The organism is Methanospirillum hungatei (genome assembly GCF_019263745.1).
Classification (GTDB): Archaea; Halobacteriota; Methanomicrobia; order Methanomicrobiales; family Methanospirillaceae; genus Methanospirillum; species Methanospirillum purgamenti.
Map to the genome: position 1 here is coordinate 686,722 of NZ_CP077107.1, position 26,419 is coordinate 713,140.

General features: G+C 41.7%; 17 protein-coding genes. 8 read left to right on the forward strand and 9 right to left on the reverse strand.

Annotated elements, in window-relative coordinates; translation table 11 throughout:
• Positions 1-102 precede the first annotated feature (102 nt).
• Together KSK55_RS03340 and KSK55_RS03345 are read left to right on the forward strand one after the other, a co-directional pair.
• The gene (locus tag KSK55_RS03340) at positions 103-3,531 is read left to right on the forward strand and encodes a PD-(D/E)XK nuclease family protein (protein ID WP_218608168.1); all 3,429 of its coding nucleotides are present in this window, start codon (positions 103-105) and stop codon (positions 3,529-3,531) included.
• A complete protein-coding gene (locus KSK55_RS03345; protein ID WP_218608169.1) occupies positions 3,531-6,989 on the forward strand; it encodes a UvrD-helicase domain-containing protein in 3,459 nt (1,152 codons plus the stop codon). Before KSK55_RS03340 ends, KSK55_RS03345 begins: the two co-directional genes overlap by 1 nt.
• Before the next feature lie 17 nt (positions 6,990-7,006).
• Here the strand turns inward: KSK55_RS03345 and malQ are convergent, their stop codons facing one another.
• Both malQ and KSK55_RS03355 read right to left on the reverse strand, forming a co-directional pair.
• A complete protein-coding gene (gene malQ / locus KSK55_RS03350; protein ID WP_218608170.1) occupies positions 7,007-8,503 on the reverse strand; it encodes a 4-alpha-glucanotransferase in 1,497 nt (498 codons plus the stop codon).
• A gap of 67 nt (positions 8,504-8,570) precedes the next feature.
• Positions 8,571-11,075, reverse strand: coding sequence for a DUF3536 domain-containing protein (locus KSK55_RS03355; protein WP_218608171.1), 2,505 nt, complete (start codon positions 11,073-11,075; stop codon positions 8,571-8,573).
• A 185-nt stretch (positions 11,076-11,260) separates the two neighbouring features.
• Here KSK55_RS03355 and KSK55_RS03360 point away from each other — a divergent pair, with 185 nt between their 5' ends.
• Together KSK55_RS03360 and pfkA are read left to right on the forward strand one after the other, a co-directional pair.
• Complete coding sequence (locus tag KSK55_RS03360) at positions 11,261-12,301, forward strand: hypothetical protein (protein ID WP_218608172.1); 1,041 nt, start codon at positions 11,261-11,263, stop codon at positions 12,299-12,301.
• Between the two features lie 46 nt (positions 12,302-12,347).
• On the forward strand, positions 12,348-13,337 hold the full coding sequence (gene pfkA / locus KSK55_RS03365) for a 6-phosphofructokinase (RefSeq protein WP_218608173.1): 990 nt from the start codon (positions 12,348-12,350) through the stop codon (positions 13,335-13,337).
• A gap of 12 nt (positions 13,338-13,349) precedes the next feature.
• Here pfkA and KSK55_RS03370 read toward each other — a convergent pair whose 3' ends face one another.
• The 5 genes from KSK55_RS03370 to KSK55_RS03390 all read right to left on the reverse strand — a co-directional run bounded on the left by KSK55_RS03370 (position 13,350) and on the right by KSK55_RS03390 (position 19,073).
• On the reverse strand, positions 13,350-14,459 hold the full coding sequence (locus KSK55_RS03370; protein WP_218608174.1) for an ATP-NAD kinase family protein: 1,110 nt from the start codon (positions 14,457-14,459) through the stop codon (positions 13,350-13,352).
• Positions 14,456-15,814 carry a TrpB-like pyridoxal phosphate-dependent enzyme gene (locus tag KSK55_RS03375; protein ID WP_218608175.1) on the reverse strand — a complete coding sequence of 453 codons (1,359 nt, stop codon included), beginning with the start codon at positions 15,812-15,814 and terminating at the stop codon, positions 14,456-14,458. The genes KSK55_RS03370 and KSK55_RS03375 overlap by 4 nt, the downstream gene beginning before the upstream one ends.
• Positions 15,815-15,918: 104 nt before the next feature.
• Entirely contained in the window at positions 15,919-17,169 is a 1,251-nt protein-coding gene (locus KSK55_RS03380; protein WP_218608176.1) for an APC family permease, read from the reverse strand.
• Between the two features lie 148 nt (positions 17,170-17,317).
• Positions 17,318-17,695: a hypothetical protein gene (locus tag KSK55_RS03385; RefSeq protein ID WP_218608177.1), complete on the reverse strand. Its 378-nt coding sequence runs from the start codon at positions 17,693-17,695 to the stop codon at positions 17,318-17,320.
• A gap of 55 nt (positions 17,696-17,750) precedes the next feature.
• On the reverse strand, positions 17,751-19,073 hold the full coding sequence (locus KSK55_RS03390; protein ID WP_218608178.1) for an AIR synthase-related protein: 1,323 nt from the start codon (positions 19,071-19,073) through the stop codon (positions 17,751-17,753).
• Positions 19,074-19,168: 95 nt separating this feature from the next.
• Here KSK55_RS03390 and KSK55_RS03395 point away from each other — a divergent pair, with 95 nt between their 5' ends.
• The 3 genes from KSK55_RS03395 to KSK55_RS03405 all read left to right on the forward strand — a co-directional run bounded on the left by KSK55_RS03395 (position 19,169) and on the right by KSK55_RS03405 (position 23,898).
• On the forward strand, positions 19,169-21,775 hold the full coding sequence (locus KSK55_RS03395; protein WP_218608179.1) for a S8 family peptidase: 2,607 nt from the start codon (positions 19,169-19,171) through the stop codon (positions 21,773-21,775).
• A gap of 169 nt (positions 21,776-21,944) precedes the next feature.
• Entirely contained in the window at positions 21,945-23,648 is a 1,704-nt protein-coding gene (locus tag KSK55_RS03400; RefSeq protein WP_218608180.1) for a S8 family peptidase, read from the forward strand.
• A 31-nt stretch (positions 23,649-23,679) separates the two neighbouring features.
• Positions 23,680-23,898 carry a hypothetical protein gene (locus KSK55_RS03405; protein WP_214418806.1) on the forward strand — a complete coding sequence of 73 codons (219 nt, stop codon included), beginning with the start codon at positions 23,680-23,682 and terminating at the stop codon, positions 23,896-23,898.
• A gap of 17 nt (positions 23,899-23,915) precedes the next feature.
• On the opposite strand, the gene groL is transcribed toward KSK55_RS03405, so the two are convergent.
• A complete protein-coding gene (groL, locus tag KSK55_RS03410; protein ID WP_214418807.1) occupies positions 23,916-25,526 on the reverse strand; it encodes a chaperonin GroEL in 1,611 nt (536 codons plus the stop codon).
• 9 nt (positions 25,527-25,535) lie between these two features.
• The gene (gene groES, locus KSK55_RS03415; RefSeq protein ID WP_214418808.1) at positions 25,536-25,808 is read right to left on the reverse strand and encodes a co-chaperone GroES; all 273 of its coding nucleotides are present in this window, start codon (positions 25,806-25,808) and stop codon (positions 25,536-25,538) included.
• Positions 25,809-25,942: 134 nt separating this feature from the next.
• Here groES and KSK55_RS03420 point away from each other — a divergent pair, with 134 nt between their 5' ends.
• A complete protein-coding gene (locus KSK55_RS03420; protein ID WP_218608181.1) occupies positions 25,943-26,407 on the forward strand; it encodes a winged helix-turn-helix transcriptional regulator in 465 nt (154 codons plus the stop codon).
• Positions 26,408-26,419 lie beyond the last annotated feature (12 nt).

Genomic DNA, 26,419 nt, shown 5'->3' on the forward strand with positions numbered 1-26,419 from the left:
GGATTATTGACTGATGAGGATTTATAACCAGACGTTGGGGATTTTTCTGCAGGATGTTTATACATATACCAGATATAGCACCAGCACCAACCCATTAGTCGTATGGCTGGTCAGTCAGTTCTTGTTCATGCTATTCCAGGGGAAACCCTTGAACATGAGATTTTAAAATTTTGTTCTCAAATAACACATTATCCCTTTAATTCCTGGATGATTCTTCCGACCAGACGTCTTGTCAAAATGGTACAGGGAAAACTTATTGAAATGAAACAGTCTTTCCTCCCGGATCATATCTGTACATTAGACGAACTATGTGAACATCTCATAGACCAACACGGGCAGGAAATTGTCCGAATCAACTCCACAGCATCCCGACTGTTACTGATAGATATCATGCATGAACATGAAGATGACCTTACCCTTTTTTTCACTAATAAAAATCCATCACCGAGGGCGATTCAGGATCTTCAGACATTGTTGCAGGTCATTATCAGAAGGGAGATTAACTATCCGGCCTGTCTTGGCTCACTTGCTTCAGAAAAAAGTTATCAGATTGATATTCTCATATCAGCCTACAAAAACAGACTTGTTGAAAAAAACCTCGTCGATCCTGATACACTTCTTATTTGGGTGATTGACTTTTTATCAAAAATAAACCAGGAACATGCGACATCAATTCTCGGACATGTTCACCTATATGGACTTTTTGAGCCGCTGCCTCTTGAAAAACGACTGATTACATCCATCAAAAAAGTGTGTTCATCTCTGACATATACCATCCCATTCGGGAGAGATCCAGAAGTTTTTTCAGATTCAGGATCCTGGTTATCGCCTGATTATGAAGAGGATCTCGATATACATATCGAAAAATCCCAGATAACGACGATTTTTTCATATGAACCTTCCCAAACCGGAGATCAGCTTTCCTTCTCTCATATAACCGGAATGGGATTTTCTGATCCTGTTATGGAAATGAATAGTGTTGCACGTGAAATTTCCCGATTGTTATCATTAGGAGCTTCATATGATGATATTGTTGTTGTATCTCCTGATGTTCGAACCTCTCTTGGATATGCAACCGAAACATTTGCAGACTTTCATATTCCGATAACCTCTTCACAAGGCCCTCATATAAGCACAACCCCACTCATTGCATATTATCTTACAATTTTTGATGTTATAGAGAAGGGGTTCCGATATGAAGAACTTATCAGGGTAATCCAAAGTCCCTATTGCAGATTCAGATGGACTGAGTATGGGGAAACAGGCTATTCAGACATTTCTCCAGATAAAGCAATTACTGATCAAACAGGAAATTATCGTATATTATTATATGACCACGTGGATCTTATATGTCGGAGTTATGGACTTGACGGAGGTCATATAGACTGGGATTTCAGACTTTCCGAAATTGTGCGGATGTGCAAAGAAACCAAGGAGGATCCTTCGAAGGAACAAAAACAGAATACTGAAGAAAAAAGCAAGTCTGAATCTTCTCATTCATATTCGCCTCGTCCTCCACTTCCTGTTGAGCAAATTGAAATTACAGTCAGCGGGATCCTACGGTTTATTGCCTTACTCCGAACTCTTCAGGAAAAACAAACAATACCTGAACATATTGATCAGTTTAACAACATTCTTCGCGAATTTGGATCACCTGTTCCTGGAACAGATAGAGATGCTCCAGAAAATGCATGGCTTTCGGATGAAGAATTCTCTCTTTTGAAGTCTTTTGAAAGTGTGTATCAAGAATTGAAGAATATCTCACGAGCAGGTATCGTATCATCCATCTCATCAAAAGGCCCCATTTCATTTATAAAATTTATACGTTCTTTCAGACACCTGATTCAGGATAAAACCCTGAATACAGAACCAGGTATTCCGGGAATAATGTTAACTGGTATTCGGGAGATTGTTCATCAGCATTATCCATATGTGTTCCTTATTTCTCTCAATGAAGGGTTTATCCCCCGCCTTACAACACGACTACCATTTACCAATGCTAGTGAAAATGCACGGATGGATACTCGTACTCTTTCCGATATCTTACGACAGGAAAAATATCAATTCATTGCTGCACTTCTTTCAGGCACGTCCCATGTCTACCTCAGTTGGTATGAACATAAAGATGAACGAACAACGCTCCCATCAGTATTCATTGATCACCTGAGAACCTCCACTCTCCTTCCTGAATGGGAATACAGAGCGACGAATGAAACCGAAAATCCTCCTCATCCATATGAGTATGGTGCGATTGAGGCATCCATAGTCGCGGGTAAATGTATCCACAATAAAAGATGGAGAGAGGCACAGTCCCTCATCCCTCATGATGTTTCATTATTCTCTCTTTTTGACCGGATTACTATAGAACGGTCATATCGATTTCGTCTGAACCGATCAGAATATGATGGGATTATTGGATACGACCACGTGATACGAAAAATGCTTTCCAAAAAATTTGGTACCGACTATCACTGGTCAGCGTCAATGTTTGAGACGTATGCAAAATGTCCATTCAGATTTTATCTCGAACGAGTAGTTCACATAAGACCTCTCCCAGACATAGGAAGCGATCTGCCCCCGGAAACAAAAGGTAATCTGATTCATACAATTTTGAGCAGATTTGAACGTACTATGTATGAACGAAACCTTCTACCATTACACGAAGACATAATTGATCAAGCACTTTCAACAATAAAGGAAATTGCAATAGAAGAATGTGACAAAGTCCCTTATGCAACCCCGCTCTGGCATGCGAAAAAAAGACAACTCATGGGTGATGACAAGGTTGGTGATGGGATGCTTGATCGGTTTGTTTTTGCAGAGATTGAACGGTTACAACAAGATGATGATGGAAGAGTACCCCATCCTTACAAACCTTCCCTTTTTGAATTCTCATTTGGAGCAGTGAAAGGACCTGATGATGATCCACATTCTCTCCATAAACCAGTTGACCTCATAGACATACAAAAAGACTGGAATCAGTCTGACGGAGATCAAATAGGCAAAAAATCATCTGATATCGTACGGTTTATTGGAAAAATAGACCGGATTGATTGTACTCCTGATGGACTATTTGGTATCATTGATTATAAAACCGGAAAAAAAATTCCAGGCCCGTCAGATCTCACCCGGATGACCGCTTTACAACTACCCCTTTATCTCCTGGCATATCACAAAATCTCACACCTCACTCCGGCTTTTGGATCGTATGTGCAATTACAACGAAAAATTATGCATAGTCTCATCCTCTACGATCCAGCTCATAAAAGAACTCTCCCAAAAGGAAAATTACCAAAGTCAGAGCCCAAATGGCGTGACATCCTCGAGTGTGCTCTTGACTCTTCCATATCACATGTTCATACTATTCGTGACGGACAATTTCCCATTCAGGCAACATCAGAATGCAATACTGACTGGTACTGTCCCTACAAGACCATTTGTAGATTTCAGCCGGACAGGGGATCACAACTTGGAGAATGGTCCCACTATCCATCCGAAGAGTACAGTGACATGAAGAAAGGTGATGCATAATGGCTGCTACTCCCCGTCAACATCAGGCAATAACCAGGCATGATATGAGTATGGTGGTAACAGCAGGAGCAGGAACCGGAAAAACATTTGTTCTTGTTGAAAAATATTTAAACCTCATTCAGGACGAAGGTTTTCGAATTCGGGATGTTCTGGCCCTTACATTTACCGACAAGGCTGCTGCAGAGATGAAAGAACGAGTCAGGAAGACTATTGCTGACCGCTTGAGAGATGATCCTGAAAACCAGATCTGGAAGGATGCTCATGAGGAACTGGTCATTGCACCAGTTATGACTTTCCATTCATTTTGCGCACAGATCCTTCGTGAGTTTGCAATTGAGGCGGGATTGGATCCAGGATTTGTTATCCTTGATGAAGGACAAAATCTCGCAGTCCAAAGAGAAGCATTTGATACACTTGTCCGAAAACCACCTGGAGAGATATATGAACCACTTGTCCGTCTGCTTGCGCAGGTTGAAAAATACCAGTTATACCAGATATTAACATCTATATCTACCGAAAGTGAGAGATTTTCACAATTTTGTGCTGATATCACGTCAGATCCCGATGGTATCATCAATACCTGGGAAATATTTCTCGAACAGGTCAGAACCCCAGTAATAAAGGAATTTTTTCAGAACGGTGAAGTACGAGATGCCATTGCTGACTTTATTCGATTTGAAAAGATCTATCAAAATACCGGAGATAGGGCGGCAATATATCTGACCCAGGTCTGTTCATCACTCAAGAGGATAAGGGCAGATGTATCACTAGAAGAACTGTCTAAAGCAGTACGCGAATTTTTGTCAGTGCGACCAAAAGGAACTCTCGGTTCACAAAAGATATGGAATAATGATGATCTCAAACTGTTTCGAAGAGAAAAAACATTTCTTATCGAAAAACTAGAAAAAACTCTGCCTTACTTTGAATTATACATAAAACCTGACTCAGCTTTTACTACAGCAACTATGAGCTTTTTTTTCGACCTTGCATTGGTTGGAGTTACATATACGAGCGCCCTACAAGCGTTAAAAAAGCAGGCAAACGGACTGGATTTTAATGATCTCATTACCTGTACACGGGAATTTTTACATCAACACCAGGATATCGTTGCCCGACATATAAGGCCACGGTTTCGTTATATCCTTGTGGATGAATTTCAGGACACTGACCCATCACAATTTGAAATTATAACATCCATAATCGGTGATCTCACACCAGAAACAAAAGGTCTCTTTATTGTAGGTGATCCAAAACAGTCCATATATCTATTTAGAAATGCAGATGTAACACGGTTTAAAGAAGCCCAAAACAGGATTCTTACAGATTGTAACGGAGATTTGATAAATCTCGACACGAGTTTCAGAAGCTGCCGTGAAGTTATCGGGTGTGTAAATTATCTCTTCTCCCGAATCTTTTCATCAACAGAAAAGCCCTGGGAATTTGGATATGAACCAATACAGGTCTGTGAAGAACGGAAAAGATCTTCAGGTTCTATTACAGTGTTAATGCCGGAAAAAGCTCCGAAAGGAAGTGAACAATCCGAGTCCAAAGAGATAGAGGCAGGGATGGTTGCAGACCTGGTCCATAGAATCGCATCATCAGGATCTTTTTTGATTACTGATCGGGACAATATAATTCGTCCTGCCGGATATGGAGACATTGCTATACTTATCGAGAGACGTACTCATCTATCCCGATATACCACTGCTTTATCCAGAAAAGAAGCTCCCTACTATGTGCATGGTGGAATAGGTTTTTATTCGAGACAGGAGATATACGACATTTACTCAATTTTATCATTCCTGCTCAGACCTTTTGATACGGCTGCTCTGTATGGTGTCCTGCGATCACCATATTTTGGTCTTTCAGACATCGCTTTATTTCATATTCTTCACATACATGAATCCAAGAAAGGATGGACACTTTTTGATACACTGAAAATAATTGCTCAGGAACTGACCACCTTATCCGGAGATTATGAAGAACAATATTCCTGTTTCTCTTCTTCAGTCCGTGAAAAAATAATTCGTGCTTTTTCATTATTGAACTCCTGGAAAAAACATGCAGGGAGGGAACCAGTCGTTTCATTCATCTCCCGGATAATCCGTGAGTCAGGAATTTTTACCATATATAGTGCGATGGAACAGGGAGAACAACAGGTTGCTAATCTGTTAAAACTACAGAGAATTATCAAAGGGAAAACAGAATCCGGGGCATATAATCTCTTTGATCTGATATCAGATATGACAGTATCAATTGCTGACGAGGAACGGGAAGGAGAAGCAGCTCTTGATACGCTTTCAAAAACATCTGTAAACATTATGACTGTCCATGCAGCAAAAGGCCTTGAATTTCCAATTGTTATCCTTCCGGATATGGGATCATCCAGGGAAGGAAAGTTAGGACCTATTCTATCCGGTGATCATACAGCAATTTTCGGCGTAAAAATTCCTGATCCGGATCATGACTATGAAATACGTGAAACCCCGGTATACTCGGCATTATCACTGATACAAAAAGAGAAAGAATCTGCAGAACGAAAACGTCTTTTTTATGTTGGAACTACACGGGCACGTGACCATCTCATCCTCTGTGGAAAACAGCCTGAAAAATATTATGATACAATTGATAAAAGCAATAACCGGATAGACTGGATATGCACTATCTTTGGTATTACCAAGGAGATAGCAGAACAAGGAGGGGTATTGTCATTTGATCCAAAAGATGGAGGAGATGAAATTGAGGTAACAGTACTTTCAGATCCTGACCAGTTAACCCGAATCTGGGCAGATGAAAAATTACCACCTCTTTTTATACCAGATGAGTTCATTACGCAATCGGGTACAAGAATCGTAAAATCTCAAAATTCCCGGGAGAGAGTAATTCATCGACCTGTCCCGGTGACAGACGTCGTGGAATCCCGATATCCTGAACCAGAAAATAAGGATTTCGTTCAGCAGATAAACATCCCAGATGCCCCGACTCTTCAGAAGAATGAAGCAGGTATCCTTCTTCACCAGATCTTTTCCGGAAAAAGCCCACAAACGGTCCTTGCAGAATATGGGATTACCAGTCTTGCTGCAGAAATATATTGTACCTCTTTATACGAACAATTTTGTTCACTTCCTTTGATACAGGATTCTTCAGTTTCATATCAGGAACTTTCATTTGTTACCTATATCGGACCGTATCCGGTTACCGGGAGAATTGATCGACTCATTCAGATCTCTGATGGAACATGGGCCGTGATAGATTATAAATCGGGTAATTACTCTGGAGCAGAATGGCAACTGAATTTTTATCGAAAAGCTGCTGAAAGAATCACCGGTCAAACGGTCCGGATGTTTGTTTACTCAATTCAGACTGGAAAAATGACAGAAGCACCATACCTTTCAGATGAAGAAATGATTCAATATTTAAAGGAATGGACAGATTCTCATATCCAAAAAATGGTCTGATACGAGGATACTATCTGTCATAGCCGACCATATGTTGTTGTAAGTGTCCGGATATAATAAGCAAGATCCTCGGTAATCATCCTTTCCTGCATCATCCATCTCCAATTCCCTTTTTCAGATCCAGGCCTGTTCATCCTGGCTGATATGTCAAGACCCAGTACATCCTGCATCGAGATGATGGCGGTATTTGCACTGCTCATCATCGCAAGCCGGACAAATACATCAGATACTTTCTCAGAAGAAACTTCATATCCGATATATGAAACGAATCTTTGTTTCTCTTCAGGTGTTGCTTCATGTAAAAACCATCCAAGAACCGGAGTATTATCATGAGTACCCGTATAAACAACAGTATTGGGAGGAATGTTATGAAGAATATATGGATTATCTCCGGTTTCAGAGCTGAACGCAAAAATCAAAACTTTCATTCCAGGAATATCAAACTCTCTCATTACTTCCCTGACGTCGGGGGTAATAATGCCTAAATCTTCTGCAATTACAGGAAAACAGGGAAATTTTTTCGTCCATGTCCGGAGAAGATCCCAGACTGGTGCAGAGATCCATCGTCCATCAATTGCGGTATCAGAACCAGCTTTTATCTCCCAATATCCTACAAGCCCCCGGAAATGATCTATCCTGACATAATCAACGAACTTTAATTCATGTTCCATTCGTTTAACCCACCAGGAAAACCCGGATTTTTTCATCTCGTCCCAATCATATATTGGATTATTCCAGACCTGACCAGTTGCACTAAAATAATCAGGAGGGACACCAGCTACGTATAATGGCTTTTTGTCCTCATTTAATTGAAAGAGATGCTGATGTGTCCAGGCATCACTGCTATCATAGTCGACATATATCGGAATATCACCAATGAGCCATATACCTAGTTCATGAGATCGTTTTCGGAGAGCAGCCCATTGATGGAAAAAGATAAATTGAAGAAACTGCTCTCGTTCTATAACAGAATGATATAATTTTTTAAATTCATGAAGCTCGTTCTCATTATGGTTTCTTAATCCAGACGGCCAGTCAGACCAGAGAATATCAGGATAGTGTTTTTTTATGGCAATAAAGAGAGCATAATCATCAAGCCACCATGCCTGTTCTTCACAAAAAGTCAAAAAAGCTGGATCGGTTCCAAAAAATACAAACCGATTATATGCCATATCAAATAACCTGTTTTTATATGCAATAACGGCAGGGAAATCTACCAAATCTGAAGAAAAATCCGGCAACGGTTCCAGATCAGACTCATCCAGATATCCATCTTTGACAAGCATCTCAGGACTAATAAGTAAAGGATTTCCGGCAAAAGCAGAGAGAGCATGATAAGGTGAATTATCATACATATGTTCAGTTGGGTGAAGAGGGAGCACCTGCCAGTACCGTTGACCTGCCTTTTGTAAAAATTCCACAAACCGATATGCTGCTGGCCCGAGATCACCAATTCCAAATTTCGTTGGGATTGATGTAATATGAAGGAGTGTACCACATCCTCGTGTTTTCATTGATAAAATCCTTTATTTATAATAGTATGATTCTTCCATTCAATACAGGTAATAAACGGACTATTATTCATAATGAGCATCTTATCCCCAGATATTCACCCAGGGTGGAGTATTCCATGACCCATCGTTTAGCATTCTCATCACCAATATTCATCTGCTCTTTCATGAGAGGACACATCTTCTCACCAATTCGATGATAGGTATTCTGACATGCCCATAAATCAAGGGTTAATGAGAGTGGAGCGAGAAGGGTGAATAGTCGGTTAACTTCAATGATCAATAGTAAATTTGTTGGATCTTCTGCTATTTTTTCCAAAGATCTCAATATGGCTCTTCCAGCATGAACAGAGAGGGTTTTTCTTTCCGGAACATAATTACCCCGGTTCATATCGTCCAAGATCTGTGCTATTCTAGATATATCAATCATTTCTGCATCGATACAGGTGATAAGTTCCCGATTTAAAGTGTACTCGATAGGAAAGTCCAGAGCTTTCGGAGATGATATCCGTAATTCTTTCATTGCAGTCACGAGAGAAGAGTACCTCCGATATAACTGTCGGTATTCATACTCTATATCTAAAAGAACTCCATCAAGGATATTATACAGAACTTTTCTTTTTCCATCTCGAAAAAGATGCCAGAGAGAATACGAGTGTACATCAAAATGCCTGTCAATCTGAAGAATCATTCCAGGAAGATCACTCTTCCGGTAAGAAATCCAGATATCCTCTTTGATTTCCTCGTACTCCTTTTCATGTGAAAAGGGTCTGATACCACCCATGAAATTATGTCCTCCCATGTGAAGAGCTGCAAACATGAGGTGGGATTCCTTTAAAGTACTCTTTGATCTGAATTGTGCATGTCCGACAGCAAGCTTGATGGTACCTGTCTCTGCTTGTTCAAAAGTATTGCAGTAAATATCATACATGCTCACCTGCGTGGTGTCTGGTATACCCCCAATAAGAGAAGTAATTGCAAATTGAAATGCAACCCGGTTAATGTCAAATATCGAGGTCTGCACATATTTTTCATAGATATCTTTTCCATTACCAAGAGTAGAAAGATTGGAGGTTGCCTTTGATAATTGAGCTAAAAAATCGGGCTCCAGATCCACTCCGGTAATATCTCTGGAAATCTGAATGGCCCGACAAGCATACATAAGAATCTGAATAGTTTCAATACCAGCAAGATCATCAAAGAACCATCCGCAACTCGTCTGCATAAATAAGGAGTTTTTTTGCATCTCTAGTAATTTCAGGCACCTGGTTATCTCTTGTGGATTCGGTGTTCTTTTCGCATGATTAGAGAAGAACGCAATTATTGCATCATATGATCGGTTAATAATCAGTTCGCCATATGCATCTCTGATTGTCCATGGTTCATGAAAAAGACCCTCCATTTCATGCTCATATATTCTGGCAAGTTCGGTTGATAACCATTGTATCGCCCCCCGAAGGGGTTTCCGCCATTTCTGATTCCAAGGTTTAATATTATGCTGAGATGTTGATCCTGATGAGAGTAGATAACAAACTGAGGTATCAGAAATCAGACATGCGTACATAGCACGACAGCCACAATCATCTTCCCAACGCTTCACACCGTGAATACAACTCCAGGACGTATTTTCTGCAATGGCGACTTCATGTGTCGGAGGGTATTTTTCGAGGTATTCTCCATATACTGTTATTTGAGCACTTTTTTTAGATTCAATATCATGAAGTGCATATGCGAGAGCCATGTCAGCAAATCGGTGATGATGCCCATAGGTTTCTCCATCAGTAGCAATTGACAAAAGATAAGGGTCATCAGTATTTTGTGGAAATGAATCAATCATTCGTTTAGCAAATGTTTCGCCATTATCGAGAAGATGGCCAAATGCTGCTTCTGCTCCTATTACTGCATTATAAAAAAATATGGCAATTTTTTTCCCGGAAGGAAGAATACAAAGATATGGCATCCCAATGTGAAGTGTATCTTTCGTTACATATGTCCAGTCTTGATGACCGACTCTTCGAATTCTCTTTGCCTGATGCGGGGCGAGAATAGTGAACCTGATGCCATGTTCCGCAAGCATCTCCAGGGTTTCGATATCAACAGCAGTTTCAGAAAGCCACATTCCTTCGGGTATCCGCCCAAATCTGTAGACAAAATCTTTAATTCCCCAGATTATCTCTGTTCGCTTATCCCGACTGCATGCAAGAGGCATAATGAGATGATTATATATTTGGGCTATAGCCGATCCATGACCGGAAAATTTTATCAGACTATCCTTATCTGCCCGTAATATTTCCGAGTATACTTCCGGATTATGAGTTTCAAGCCAGGAAAGAAGAGTTGGACCAAAATTAAAACTGATATTTGAATAATTATTGACAATATCAATAATCCGCCTGTCAGAACCCAGAATTCGGGATGCTGCATTTGGAGCATAACATTCAGCTGTAACCCGTTCATTCCAGTCATGAAAGGGAAATGCAGACTCTTCTACTTCTATCTCCTCAAGCCAGGGATTTTCCCGTGGAGGCTGGTAAAAATGTCCATGAATGCAGATATATCGGTTTATGGTATTCACCTCTTGATAGTCAATGGATAATATATCCAGTATTTCATAAGTATCGTTTCATGGATTGAAAGTCCCACTCTAAATAGGTATCTCAAGATTAAATCCTGATTGAAAAAACCTAATCCATCCTTGGATTTATGTTTGAAATGCCAAAAAACATATATATCAATGTCAGTACTGTTTTTATTAGATTTATGAGCCCTGATAATCGCAATGCACAGGTTCAGACAATCATGGCGACAATATCCTCCCTGATTGCAAGCAGAAGAATTGAGGATAAATTACGAGCCGCCACATTATTGAATGAATATGCACCAACACTTCCAAAATCCTTCACGGAACGAATAATTGAAGAATTAAAGAAAGACTCGCATACAGAAATTCAGGAAGCATTAGTGCCTTTGTTAATAAAAGAAGAAAATAGTCCTTTACTCCAGGAAGTAACAAATGCTGAAATTGTTGCAGGGTATTCCGGGTTAATTGAAACTGCCTTACAAAAAGTAATTGACATAGCACAAATGTTTGATCTGTCTCATATGACTGCCCGTGCCTTAAGGCAACACTTTTCCGAGGGGAAGAATGGGTCAGATAATGGAGTGTATTCTGATTTTTTAAAACAAAAAACTAAAGTATCCCCGGAACTTACTTTTTTTCCCCAGGTATCTCTTAAACTATCTCCGATTAATGCATTGTCAGAAGTTATCCGGATAATTCCAGAACTTTCAAAGAAAAATGATACTAATCATGTCCAGGTTTTAGCAGACAAGAAAAATATAGAAAAAGAACTTGATGAAATAATAGGAACTGAACAGGAGATATCATTTAACATTGTTGGTTATGAGCTGCTCTACACGCTTGAGCGAATGATGCGGGACCTAATTCATCAACGAATAATAAAACCCAATATGGAGAACCTCCAGACAAAAATTCCTCCTGATGTTCTTGAAGGAATGAAAAAAAGAAAATCGGTTGAAGAGAATAATCCAATCTCATCAGGAACGTATGAACTAGTAGAATATTGTGACTTTACAGACCTGAAAAAAATTCTTGAAAAAGGTAGAAATCATGAATTTTTTACTGATATTTTCTCATTTGACGAGATGAAAGCTGTATATAGTAAACTCGGCGAATTGGATCCGATTAGAAAAAAGATAGCTCACTCACGGCCTCTTACAAGAAAAGAGTTTGAAAGATTACGTATGTATGCAACCGATATTCTGGGCCAGATAAAATAACCTTCAGGATAGAAATTATATAAATCCGGATCAGTATACTCCACATATGGATGGACGAGCACCCGGAAAATCCCGTATAGGGATCCTTACTTCTGGTGGCGACGCACCAGGGATGAATGCTGCAATCAGGGCAGTATTTCGAGCTGCCAGCGAATGTAACATTGAAATAGTAGGTATTCGAAGAGGATTTGCCGGTCTTATTGATGGAGATCTCTTTCTGATGGACCGGTCACATGTCGCAAATATTATCCATCAGGGTGGAACTATTCTTGGAACCTCTCGAAGTGAAACATTTAAAACACCGGAAGGGCGCAGAATAGCAGCTGATGTCCTCCAGAACGCTGAGGTTGATGCCTTGTTTGTCATCGGTGGTGATGGATCATTCAGAGGAGCCGACCTTTTTAATGATGAAACCGGAATTCCGACAATAGGTATTCCCGGTTCTATTGATAATGATATTCCGGGAACAGACTTTTCTATCGGATTTGATACAGCCATAAATACTGCTCTTGAATCCATCGACAAGATCAGAGATACCGCGTCATCTCACGGAAGGCTCTTTTTTGTTGAAGTGATGGGGAAATCTTCAGATTTGATAGCAATTGAGAGTGGGATTGCAGGGGGAGCAGAATACCTTATTCTACCAGACAATAAACACGCGATGGATGATCTTTGTTCCCGGCTCACTCAGGCATTTGATGCAGGAAAACGGTATGCAATCGTTGTTGTAGCTGAAGGTGCGTGTCCTGGATGCAGTTTTCAAATTGCAAAAGAAGTATCATCCAGGATATCCATGGAATCACGGGTTTGTGTTCTTGGTCATACACAGCGGGGAGGAAGTCCGACAGCACGGGATCGGGTTCTTGCCGCAAAACTCGGGGTAAGTGCAGTAAACGCATATATGAAAGGTTATGCCGGAGTAATGGTAGGAGAAGTCAGACGAAGTGTAATTCTGACACCTTTTGATAAAGTCATAACCGGAAGACAAAAACCAGAGCCAAATATCATCCGTCTATCACATATTTTAACAAAATAAAAAGATTTGTCATTAATGATTCAATCGCACCCGGGTACCAATCCTGTACCCACAGACAACCAGGATGGTATCTCCAAATTTACTATTCAGGTCAGGATCACCAGTATCTATAAAAAGATTCTGTGTTCGCTTCATCTTTTCGTCTATTGCAATTACAATGAGTGAATCAATACCTGCATTTGATAAAACAGTTGAACTAATCTGTTGATTTCCTCTTCCCAGGATAAAACCCTGTGCTCCGATTGGACTGATGATGATTTTTACCTTATTATAGATTTTTAGCAACCGAAGGATATCCTGTTCATTTACATCAGAGCCGACTACTTGTTTCTGATATATTGCATCGATACCAAGAAGAGTTTTTGAGATTCCAAGCATATCAGCAATTGCCTGAGTTGTAGTTCCGGCTCCTAGGAGATACAGTGTGTCATCTCTCATAATTTCTACAATAAAACGAGCAATCTCCTGCCTTTCATGAGATTCATCACCAAATGAGATCTGCTTGGATGACTGACAATGAACCGGAGAAGATGGTACCTTTGCAAATCCAAATAGGTGTGTGTCTAATACTCCGTTTCGATATTCTTCCTCATTAACATCCATAACTTCTCCATCACCTAGTGATGTTAGATTCCACTCGGACAATATCTGGGCAGCAGCAATGGGTGTAGTGGCAAATACTCCGGAATATATTTTTACTCCTGCAGGGATGCCTAATATTGGTATATTTTGCCTCGTGCATGAGAAAATATCACGAGCGGTTCCATCTCCTCCGGCAAAAACTATCACGTGTACACCTTGACGGATCATTTCATTACAGGCATGTTTCGTATCTGTTGCACTGGTTTTCAGGAGAGGATCTGATTCAGATAAATCGCTCCTATACACACATTCATGCAAAATTCCAAGAGAGGTCAGTTCAGCCTCACCCATCTCCCCACCGGCAGTTAAAAAATAGAGATCGTTCCGGGAAAGGGAGGATAAAAACCGGATGGCCTTTTCCGGAGCATGAGGAACAGCACCTCTCGCGAATGCCTCTTTAATATACCCATCTGTTCCTTTCAAACCAACTGATCCTCCAAGACCGGCATATGGATTAACGATAAATCCGACCCGAATCATGAGATGACAGGGAGATGATTCAACGATTCCGCAATCAAATCAGCAGGGTACTCATAATCGGTCAGAGAACCTGCAAAGTATGCTTCATAACTGGAGAGATCAAAATGTCCGTGACCACTGTTGTTAAACAGAATTGTTTTTGCTTCTCCGGTCTTTTTACATTCAATGGCCTTATCAATAGCAACACGAATTGCATGAGCTGATTCCGGAGCAGGAATAATTCCTTCCGCCCGGGCAAACATGACTGCGGCGTCAAAAACCTCATTCTGGTAGACTGAAGTAGAATCTATCATATTGTCAGCATGAAGCCTTGAAACCAGCGGAGCCATTCCATGATACCGAAGTCCACCTGCATGAATGGAAGGTGGAATAAAATCATGTCCTAATGTGAACATCTTAAGAAGTGGGGTTAGACCAGCAACATCTCCAAAATCATATGCATATATTCCCCGGGTCAGCGATGGACAGGCTGAAGGTTCAACGGCTAATACTTCGAGATCGGGATTTTTACCATCAATTTTATCTTTAATGAAGGGGAAACAGAGCCCTGCACAATTTGAACCACCACCTGCTGAAGCAATGACAATATCTGCTTTTTCATCGACCATATCCAGTTGCTTTTGCGCTTCCTGGCCGATAATTGTCTGATGAAGACAGACATGATTGAGTACACTCCCAAGTGAATAGTTAGTGTTATCATGGGTTGCCGCATCTTCTACTGCTTCAGATATCGCGATACCCAGACTTCCTGGCGTATTAGGATCTTTTTCAAGGATAGCCCGTCCAGAATTCGTGTCAGGAGAAGGAGAAGGAACACAGGTTGCTCCCCAGGTCTGCATCATCATTTTTCTATATGGTTTTTGATCATAACTGCCTCTGACCATATACACCTTACACTCCATCCCGAATAGCTGGGTTGCGAATGCAAGCGAAGAACCCCATTGACCAGCTCCTGTTTCGGTTGCAATCCGCTCTATTCCCTCTTTCATATTATAATAAGCCTGAGCGATGGCCGTGTTTGGTTTATGTGATCCAGGCGGACTGACCCCTTCGTATTTGTAATAAATCTTAGCCGGAGTTTTCAGTAACTTTTCCAGTCTGAATGCTCGAAAGAGTGGTGAAGGCCTCCATAATGTGTAAATGTCCCTTATCTCTTCTGGAATGTCAATATACCGATCCTGACACATCTCCTGCCTGATTAATTCCTTTGGGAAGATTGGCTCCAGATCCCCTGGTGTCACGGGTTTTTTCGTTTGGGGATGCATCGGTGGATCCAGCGGTGTCTTCAAATCTGCTTGAATATTATACCATTTTTTGGGTATCTCATTCTCATCAAGGATTATTTTCGTATTCATGTATACTTTAGTTTATTGATGCACATATTTATACATTGTTGAAGGATGAAGAACATCTTATATTCAAGTTCATAAAAAAAGGAAAACGAAAAAAAGAAGAATGGTTATTTTCTCACTTTTACATACACTGTCCAAATAAGTACTAATATTACCGGCCATATCATTGCCCATCCGGTAAAACAAAAAATTGCAGCAGTTAAGAGAAGAGATATGCCACTCACTGCCATTGCGGTTTTATTCTCTTTCATCAGGACAAGTCCGGCAGCACAACCAGCTAAATACGTGAGAATAAAAGTGGTATTTGGGATTTGTATCAATATATCAAGGGGAATAAATCCGCTCATATAAATAAGAAGAATTATCAGAAAACAACCAAGAAGAAAAACCAGACTGATTCCCGGGGTTTTAAACCGGCAATGGAGCATTGAAAAAGATCGGGGAGCGTATCCTGCTTTAGATATTGCATAAGCAAGTCGTCCTGCTGCCCCGGTGTAGGCAATTGCTGGTGCGGTTGTTATAAACAGAGTCATAATTCCTGCTATAATCATCCCGGATGTTCCAAATGAGAGTTGAATCAGGTGGATGAGAGATACTTCAGAGATGCCAGGGCCATAACTCTTTGTTCCAATAACAGCACCGGCTGCACCGAGGTAGAGAAGACTAATAATTACCGATGCAATGATGGTTCCCCGCACAACATCACGACCAGGATCCTCAAATTCTTCAGTGACATGGGAAATCGCCTCCCACCCGAGAAAACACCAGAATATAAGGGTTGCTGCATGCCCGACACTTCCCCATCCGTTTGGCATGAATGGTTCAAAATTCACCAGATCTATGGCATGAATACTACCCGCTACTGCACCAATGAGAATAATTATCGTGGTAGCAACAACCATCATCTGGATCCTGCCGGTCAGTTTCATACCGGTAAAGTTTGTGGCAACAGATATTACAAGAATTATTCCGGCGATAATGAGCCTTCCCGTCTCTCCGAGTCCAAATGCTGCAGCAGCATATCCTGCACCGGTGAGCGCAATAATCGGTACTGCCATAATTGCCGAGAGGAGAAAAAACCATCCGACAAGCATACCAATGTCCTGGTTCCATGCCTTTGAGACAAAATACGAGACTCCTCCGGCATTAGGAAATTTTACCGAGAGAAAACCCATACTCAATGCCATAGGGATTGCTAAAATACTCATTAAAACCCAGGCAAGAAGTGATGCAGGACCGGCTGAGTCTGCTGTGAGACCAGGTAATAGAAGGATTCCAGAACCCAGGACTGAACCGATATAGAGAGGAATTATCTGCCAAAGTGAAAGAGATGCAGTTTTGGGTATAGATGGCTCCACGGATATCACTAGCGAATTCAATAGATGAATCAGATGAAACCCTATGTATAGCAGTCAGAGAAGAAAAAAAGAGCGGGTGAAACATATCCTTCCAGAGATGAACAATAATTAAATGAGAAATACTGCTAAAAAACGTTGATTCTTAGTTTTATGCGAAGCCAGCCCACATCATCCCCACCTCAAATGCTTTCACATATTCATCTTCAGAAAAACCAGGATTTTTATCTGAAAGCATCTTGATTGCAGATTCAATGGCTTGCTCATCATCCCCGAACGATCCTTGGAGATAATCAACAGATATATCATAAGAATTAATTGATAGTTTTCTTACACGATCTATAGCTTGGATGCAAAGTTCATCAGAACTTCCCGGAACCATCGACTGGATACGTAAACATAATGCAGATTTATCAGGATTGGGGCATGATGGGGGGGAACGGCCTTTTCGAAAGATAAGATCAAATGCGACTGAAAGTAAAGAATTATCTGATGAATGATTTTTTTGAGATATATTCTTTTTTTCCATACACTTTTGAATGTAATGAGCAGGTGTTTATTTCTGAACTGAAAATAATTATTAATTATTTGCCTGAAAGTTTCTGAATTACCCGTTCTTTCTTTGCAATTGCTGCCTTTGCCGCATGGTCTACTTTCTGTTTCATCATCTCAAAATCCTGCTGTTCTCTCTCGACAAGTTTTTTCAGAGGAGTGTATGCAGCCTCACGGAACCTTGGATTAAATGGCTCTTCTTTTCCATCCCTGATTAAAACCGGTTCAGGAGTTCCAACTTCCACCTTTCCAACTACCGACGATTTCACTCCGATTCCTGACAGAAGAGACTGAACCTGATAAATAACATCGGGTGGAGCAATTATCAACATAGCATCAAGGGATACACCAAGTGGATCTATCTCCAGATCCATCAGCATCCGGTATACCATTGGATCAACCAGATCCTGGACAGCATCCTCTATTACGACGAACCGAAGTCCTGCAGTTTTTGCCATTTCATGAACATCACCCCGAAGACCTCCATTTGTCACATCAGTCATAGCATGAATGGAACCAAGCAGATCACTTGAGAGAATTTTGTCTGCTGCACGAAGGAAGGTAAGGTTAATTGTCCGGTCAACCACATCGTGATATCCGTAATACAGAGCAGTTGTTGCAATGGTCCCTCCTCCGGCTCCCTCGGTCATGAGAAGAAGGTCACCATCTGCTGCCTGTCGTCGTGCGGTAATATGCTCAGCAACTCCGACAGTACCAACGCACCCGGTCATCCGGTCTCCGATAACCATATCTCCTCCTATTCGAAGAGTAGACCCGCTTACAAGGGGAACACCGGTTAGTTCACCAACAGTAGTCACTCCAGCAGTATAATCAAAAATTTTCGCAACATCACCATCATCAGCAACATGGATGTCAGAAAAAAGCATTACCGGACGAGCACCCATGACATAACAATCTCGAAGTGTGGCCCGGGTGACATGGAATCCTGCTAAATATGGAAAGTCTGACAGCCGGGAATGCATCCCGTCCACTGTACAGACGATAAACTGACCACCAGCCTGTACAACCCCGGCATCATCCATATCCTCAACTCCAACAGTTGCCCCGGATGTTCCTATGATCTCTGCAATCTTCCGATGTGCATAAAAATCTCCAGTACCTCTTGATCCGACACCGAAGGCCCCCATCGATACACCGGCTTTTTCATATTTCAGAATATCAGCGGTTAGGTTTGACGTAGCCTGAACTTCTACAAGAACAGCGTGTGCAAAATTGAGGGCATGTTCATGGCTTATTTTTTTGATTTCAACGATGCGACCAGCGAGATCTGTAATAATATCCTGGGGAGCCCTGCCTCTTTCAAGATTCCGACGGGCATAACCCTCAACATCCATGACATCAGGTTTGCCGTATACAAATAAAATAAGTGGTTACCTGGCGAAAGACTTCTTAAGATCTGTTGGTAAACCTATTTCCCAGTGGTGAACAGGTGAGAAAGCGGATTTTATGGTTTATATTATTGACAATCCTGTTAATCGTATTGAATCAATCAGTTATTGCAGGCATTGAAGAAAACCACTCTCCTGAAGCAGGCACTCAAAAATATTCATCATTGTCAAGTGATCTTCTCCAGCTTCTTGATAAATCATTATGTCCCCCTGGCATGTCTCCGGATGACATTATGAAAAGCATGGAGATTAATCATCAGATTCGCAGGAACGATGAAGGAGACTGGTTGGTTCACATCACAATAGAACTGGATGACAATGAAACGAGCAAAAAAATCCTTCCCTTTTTATCACATCCAATAGAAGATCCTTCATATAATTTAATTTCTGGTTGGGTTACTTCAGATAATCTTTCATTACTTGGAAATTATGTCGGGATTCGAAGCATTACTCCGGTGTTTCCTCCGGCAGGCTCCGGATCACTTGAAGTATTACCTGACGATCTGACAACCCCTGATATCCCGGGTACTTTATGGAAGACAAAACTCTCGACAGATCTTCTCCAGCTTCTTGATGACTCGTATCTTTCTCCCGGACAGTCCAGAGCAGACATAATGGCGCTCATGGAAAAAACCGGTGAAATTCGGATTGAAGACAGAGAAATAGAAGTCAGGATCTCGGCAAAAACAAAACCGACCACCTCTCCTTCAGTGTTTGAACAATTCTTTTTACAACCAGCCCTTGATTCCGTATATGGACGCATTAGTGGATGGATCAGTGCGGAGAACATCACAAATCTGGCAATGCAGGAAGGAATAGTATCCTTAGTTGTTCAAATTCCCCCACGGACTTCTAAGATACAAACAGAAGGAGATTATCTTCTGATGACCAGAGACTTTCGTAACACATCAGGTTTATCAGGAGAAGGGATTTGTGTCGGAGTGATTTCAGACGGAGTAGATGGCCTTGAATCATTAAAAAAAATTGGTGAACTCCCAAATGTTACTGTCTTGTCAGACACTATTGGCGGTGATGAAGGGCTTGCCATGCTTCAGATCGTTCATGACATTGCACCGAATGCGTCACTCTATTTTCATGACAGGGGATCAAGCCAGATAGAATACGTCAGAGCCCTTGATCAACTCATCATTCATGGATGTAACATCATTTGTGACGATATCACCTATGTTGAACCATTTTTTGAAGATGGATATATTGCCCAGAATATCATTGACAGGATACTCTCCTATAATATTCTATACATAACTGCGGCTGGAAATTTTGCAAAAGAACATTATCAAGCACCATTTAACGGATATGAAGAACAGGGTTATCTATGGCAGAATTTTAATGGCTCAAAGGGTCGTGATTTGCACTTTTCTGTATCTCCCGGTCTAGCCGGCCATGTGATTTTACAATGGGATGACAGGGTTGGATATTCCTCAAATAACTATGATCTCTTTCTTTATGATGAGTCAGGGCGTGAAATTGCCCGAAGTGTAAACCTGCAGGATGGCGATGATGATCCCATGGAATGGGTGAGATTTGTCAATAACGGAGATAAAATTAAAGAATACACCGTTAAAGTGGTGCAGGCAGCCGCCGATGAAGCTCTCCTTGAAATTTATGTACTCCCGTTATCAGGAAGATCTGTTATTATGGATCCATATACTACCGAAGATTCGATTTTTGGTCAGCAGGCAGTAAAACAAGCAATTGTAGTTGGAGCAGCAGCACCTGATCCAAAAAATATTACCGTTCAGGAGTATTCATCCCGCGGACCAGTTCTCATCAGGCACCCAGCATATGAACTTCGGAAGAAACCTGATCTTGTTGCACCAGACCATATAACCGTACTAACCGGAACAATGCAACAGGCTGTATTTAGCGGAACAAGTGCGGCAGCTCCGCACATTGCAGGTCTTGCTGCCCTAATATGGAGCGTGAATCCAAATTTTAAAGAAAGTGACGTTCGAAGGATTCTATTAAACACAACAAATACCGAAGAAGAATCCTGGAATGCAACCTATGGCCTGGGGATACCACGTGCTTCTAATCTGACCATCCCAAATTCCACCCATAACATGCACTGGCTGCCTTTGATAAATGGGTGCAGTTTTGAACCCAGAACAAACGATCCCGTAGAAAAAATAACAGTATATCCGGGATGGAATATGATCTCAATCCCTTTCCCACTTAAATTAGGTTCAACAGCACGAATTTTTGAAGTAATTAATACTGTGCATCATACAATCTGGAGATTTAATGCTGCCAAAGGATCCTGGAATGCCGTTAAACCAGATGATACTCTACTTCAAATGGATGTTGTCTGGATATATTCAGCTGATGAGACCTCTCTGAATCTGGAGTTTGACACTACATCAGTAAACCAGACGATGAAACAGCTTCATCCTGGCTGGAATCCGGTTGGTGTTCCAGGAAGAGAAAGTATAACAGCTCGGGAGCTTCTCTCTCCACTTACTGATGCATGGACGTATGTTCTTGTTTTTGATGCAAAAACTCAGGAATTCAGACCTTCTATCATCAATGGTGGGGCAGGAACGTATTCTCCATCACGTCTTTTATACCCGTCTGAAGGGTGGTGGATATACATGACTCGTCCAGGTATTTTGTTTCCAGTCTGTTAACAAATGAGAGGGTTTTTGTCTCTCAGGGACAGAACAAGAAGTACTCGGGCAGGAGACAAAGGTGGGGCGAAAAAGGGGATGCCTGAATTTGAGCGTTAGCTTTACTGGCTTTCTACATATTTCATGCGCAATCTTGCTGATATTCTGTGGGCTGTGTTCAATTCAGGGAATGGCAGAACAATCGCCAGATGTGCGCCTGGTTGTGTATTCTGCCCAGAATGAATCTGGAGGATACGAACCTGTTCCACCTGAGGTTATACTTCCAGATAATATTACATACTCTCTTCGATGCCCTGAACTTGGATTTATCACGGTCGATACCGATCCAAATAAAACCGAATACATCACAAATGAACTTTTAAATCTGCCCTGGGTCGATGAAATTGAGCGGGATGCCCTGCGCATTTCTGGAACCGTACAGTACGATGAGAAAATAACGAATAATTCTCCAGACCAATGGGCATATTCCCGTATTGGCATACATAATGTTCGAAAACCAACCCAGAACCTCTCAATATGTACTATCGCAGTAATCGATACCGGAGCTGATTTTGATCATCCGGATATAGGGAAATTAATCAGGGGTTATGACTGGGTGGAGCAAGACAGCAGACCAGAAGACATAGACGGGCATGGAACTGCTTTAAGTGACATCGTCTCCCAGATTGGAGGATTTATTTCATCTCCTGCAAATAATTCTACACTATCCATCATAGCGGAAAGAATTGGGGCAACGAATGTCTCCTTACCTGCTTCTCATTCAGCACTGGCAATAACTCATGCAACAGATGCAGGAGCTGGCATTATTCTGATGGGTTATGGGGGGACTGAACCTTCGTTGGCTGAAGAACGTGCTATTACCTATGCAAAAGAAAAAGGTGTTCTTCTTATTGCACCGGCAGGAAATGAAGACTCAAACACCGTACACTATCCATCAGATAATTTTAATGTAATATCTGTAGGTTCAGTTGCCAAAACTGATGGACTCTCTTATTTTTCCAACTATGGCATATATACAGAACTGGTAGCTCCAGGTGAAGACCTAATATCTGCATGTACCAAGAACGGTTATTGTATGAGTTCGGGAACCAGTTTTGCTGCTGCGCAGGTTGCCGGAGTTGCGGGTAGGATAAAAAATGAGTACCCTGGACTTACCGCTGATGAAATACGTTCAATCCTGCAGACCACAGCGACTGATCTTGGGCGTACCGGAAGAGACATTTATTATGGATATGGCCTTCTGAATGCTCCTGATGCCATGAAAGCAGCTGAGGAATTACGGCTCCAAAAAACCTTAAAGGAGTTTTCAAGCGGAAATAATTTCTTTGAAATGAAAAGAAACCTTGGGCAGAAAAATTCGACTTTGTATGATCTAACTCTGAATAAGGGATGGAATTTTGTATCAATTCCGGCACCTCTTCGATCCCAAAAGACCTGTCGTGATCTTTTTTCAAAAGTAAACACTGATAGCCATACCATATGGACTTACAGAGGAGTGAATTCAGAATGGATGCCACATAATCCGGATATCTCACCAGTGCCAATGGAGGGGATTCTCGTATTTTCAGATAAGTTAGTGTCAGTGCCACTGGTACTTGAAACTAATCGTAATAGTTCAAAAGGAGTCTCTCCAGGTTGGAACCTAATTGGATCACCATCACTCACAGAAATATCTGCATGTGATCTTCTGACTGGTTCAAATTCCACATGGGTAAGTATTCTTCAATTTAACGGGACCAGACAACAATACGATCCAGCCATTATAAGTGGTGCTCAGGGCACATTTGCAGATACCAGGAAAATACAACCATTTAGTTCCTTCTGGATATACATGGAGACAAACGGAACTTTTATCCGGTCATCAGCGTCATAAAATATTTGGAATTGCAGGAGTATACAGCAATATGGTTCAGCTCGGTGAACGGTTTTTATATGCTTTTGAGATAACCGGGGCCTGCATCATTGGTCTCATCTTCGTAGCTATGGCTGTAACATCAGAATCCGCAGATATGGCGTGGAAACTAATTATAGCTGCAGTTCTTTGTTTTTGTATCGCCCTGTTCTTTGGGGTGATGTATATTACAAATAATAAAGAACGCCAAAAAAGACAATTTCAAATGTAATCTGCAAAAAAAAAAGATTAGATAATAATTGCTGCAGATGTCTTATCTTTTTCTTCGTCGAAATCGACAACAACTGCTTCAGTTGACAGGAGCATTCCTGCAATTGATGCTGCATTCTGAAGACCGGATCTGACAACCTTTGTCGGGTCAAGAACACCTGCCTGGAGAAGGTCCTCATAGGTGTCAGTCTTTGCATTGTATCCGTATGTCTCGCTTGCATTGTTCTTGATCATAGCGATGACTTCGGCACCCTCGCGACCTGCATTGTCTGCTATCTGGCGGAGTGGCTCTTCGAGAGCACGCTTTACAATGTTGACACCGATCATCTGTTCAGGGTCAGCATTCATAGAGTCAAGTGCCTTGGTTGCACGGAAGAGGGTAACTCCACCACCGGCGACATAGCCTTCCTCGACTGCTGCCTTGGTTGCGTTAAGTGCGTCATCGATACGCATCTTCTTCTCTTTAACCTCGGTCTCGGTTGCAGCGCCTGCCTTGATGACTGCGACACCACCAGAGAGTTTTGCAAGACGGTTCTGAAGGGTGGTCTTGTCGTACTTCTTCTCGGTGATGTTGAGCTGGGAATCGATCAGTTTCTTACGGGTCTCGATGTCTGACTTCTTACCCTTGCCGCCTACGACAGTGGTCTTGTCCTGGTCAACCTTGATGGTTCTGGCCTGGCCAAGCATATCAAGGGTAACATCCTCGATTGCAAGGTTCCGCTCTTCGCTGATGACAGTTCCGCCAGTAAGAATTGCAATGTCCTGGAGGACTTCCTTTCTGACATCTCCGAACTCCGGTGCCTTGACTGCACAGACCTTGATGGCTCCGCGGATGATGTTTAAGATAAGAGCGGTCTGGGCTTCTCCGTCAACATCGTCAGCGATGATAAGGAGTGGTTTTCCAGTCTGAGCGATCATCTCAAGGACCGGGATTAAGGTCTTCAGGCTTGAGATCTTCCGGTCGGTGATGAGGATGTATGGCTCTTCAAACTCGACAACACGGCGTTCCTGGTCGGTGACCATGTAAGGTGAGATATACCCGCGATCAAATTGCATACCTTCGACATGCTCAAGGCTGGTCTCTAAGGTCTTTGAGTTCTCTACGGTGATGACACCATTGTATCCAACCTTGTCCATTGCCTCAGAAATAAGGTTCCCGATCTCCTCGTCATTGTTTGCAGATATGATGGCGATGCGGTTGATGGTCTCTTTATCCTTGACCTCGATGCTCTTTGCCTTGATATCTGCGACTGCAGCATCGACCGCTTTCATGATACCCTTCTTGATCTCAATTGGGTTTGCACCGGCGGTGATATTCTTGATACCCTCAGTGATCATGGACTGTGCGAGCACGGTTGCAGTAGTAGTTCCGTCTCCGGTGGTGTCCTGGGTCTTTGATGCGACTTCCTTGATGAGTTTTGCACCAACATTCTCGAACTTGTCTTTCAGCTCGATCTCTTTTGCAATAGTGACACCATCATTGGTGACAACCGGACCAGATGCCTTATCAAGGACAACATTTCTTCCCTTTGGTCCGAGGGTGATCTTTACGGTATTAGCAACTTTATTAACGCCGTCAAGGAGTGCATGACGGGCGTTTTCATTGAACATGAGTTGTTTTGCTGACATGAATGACACCTAGTTCATTTTTGCGACAACATTCTTAAACTCGACAATAACATAATCTTCCTTGTCAAGTTCAATCTCTTCCTGGCTGTATCCACCATAGAGAATGATATCTCCTGCTTTGAGAGGGAGTTCTTTTCCATCTTCAAATGTTCCGACGGCGATTACTTCTCCCTGTTTCTTCTTCTCTTTGGCAGAGTCAGGGATGTAAATGCCTCCCTTGGTCTTCTCTTCCTGTTTATAAGGTTTAATCAGGACACGGGGTCCGATTGGTGTAATTGCCATACGTTAAACTCCTTTGAAATGCAATATGCACATAATTGTTGATTAAAAATTCTATATAAATCTTATTCATCTGCTCGGAATCATTTCAACAATATTGATATGATATCAACAATAACCTGATCGGCATCTCATCCATGCAAAAACGGCTAATCCTTCAAACTCTCCCCAGACCAAACAGAAGAGATCTAATCGAAGAAATTTACTGGCTTTGTGATACACTCGGTCTCTCCTCGGGCCGGGATGTTGATAATTTGTCAACACAGATCATTCTGAAAATACTTCAGCATTCATCCAATTATGCCGGAATATCTTCAGATGAACTTGGTTCACTCCTCGCAATATCACAAGGCAGGGTGAATCATCACCTGAGAAATCTGTCACGATCTGGTATGGTTTACCGGGACCGACGGCTTATCCATCTCCGTGGACGAAGTCTTCGGGAATCAATCAGGGAGATCCGCCGGGATGCAAACCGGATTTTTGATGAACTTGAATCGGTTGCAGATGAAATTGATACTCTTGCAGGAGTTTCGAGCAAGCCGGAAGAAAAAAAGGCACTCATTCTCATGGCAAAAGCAGGGATTATTCTCAAAGATTAAGTTCCATATGTA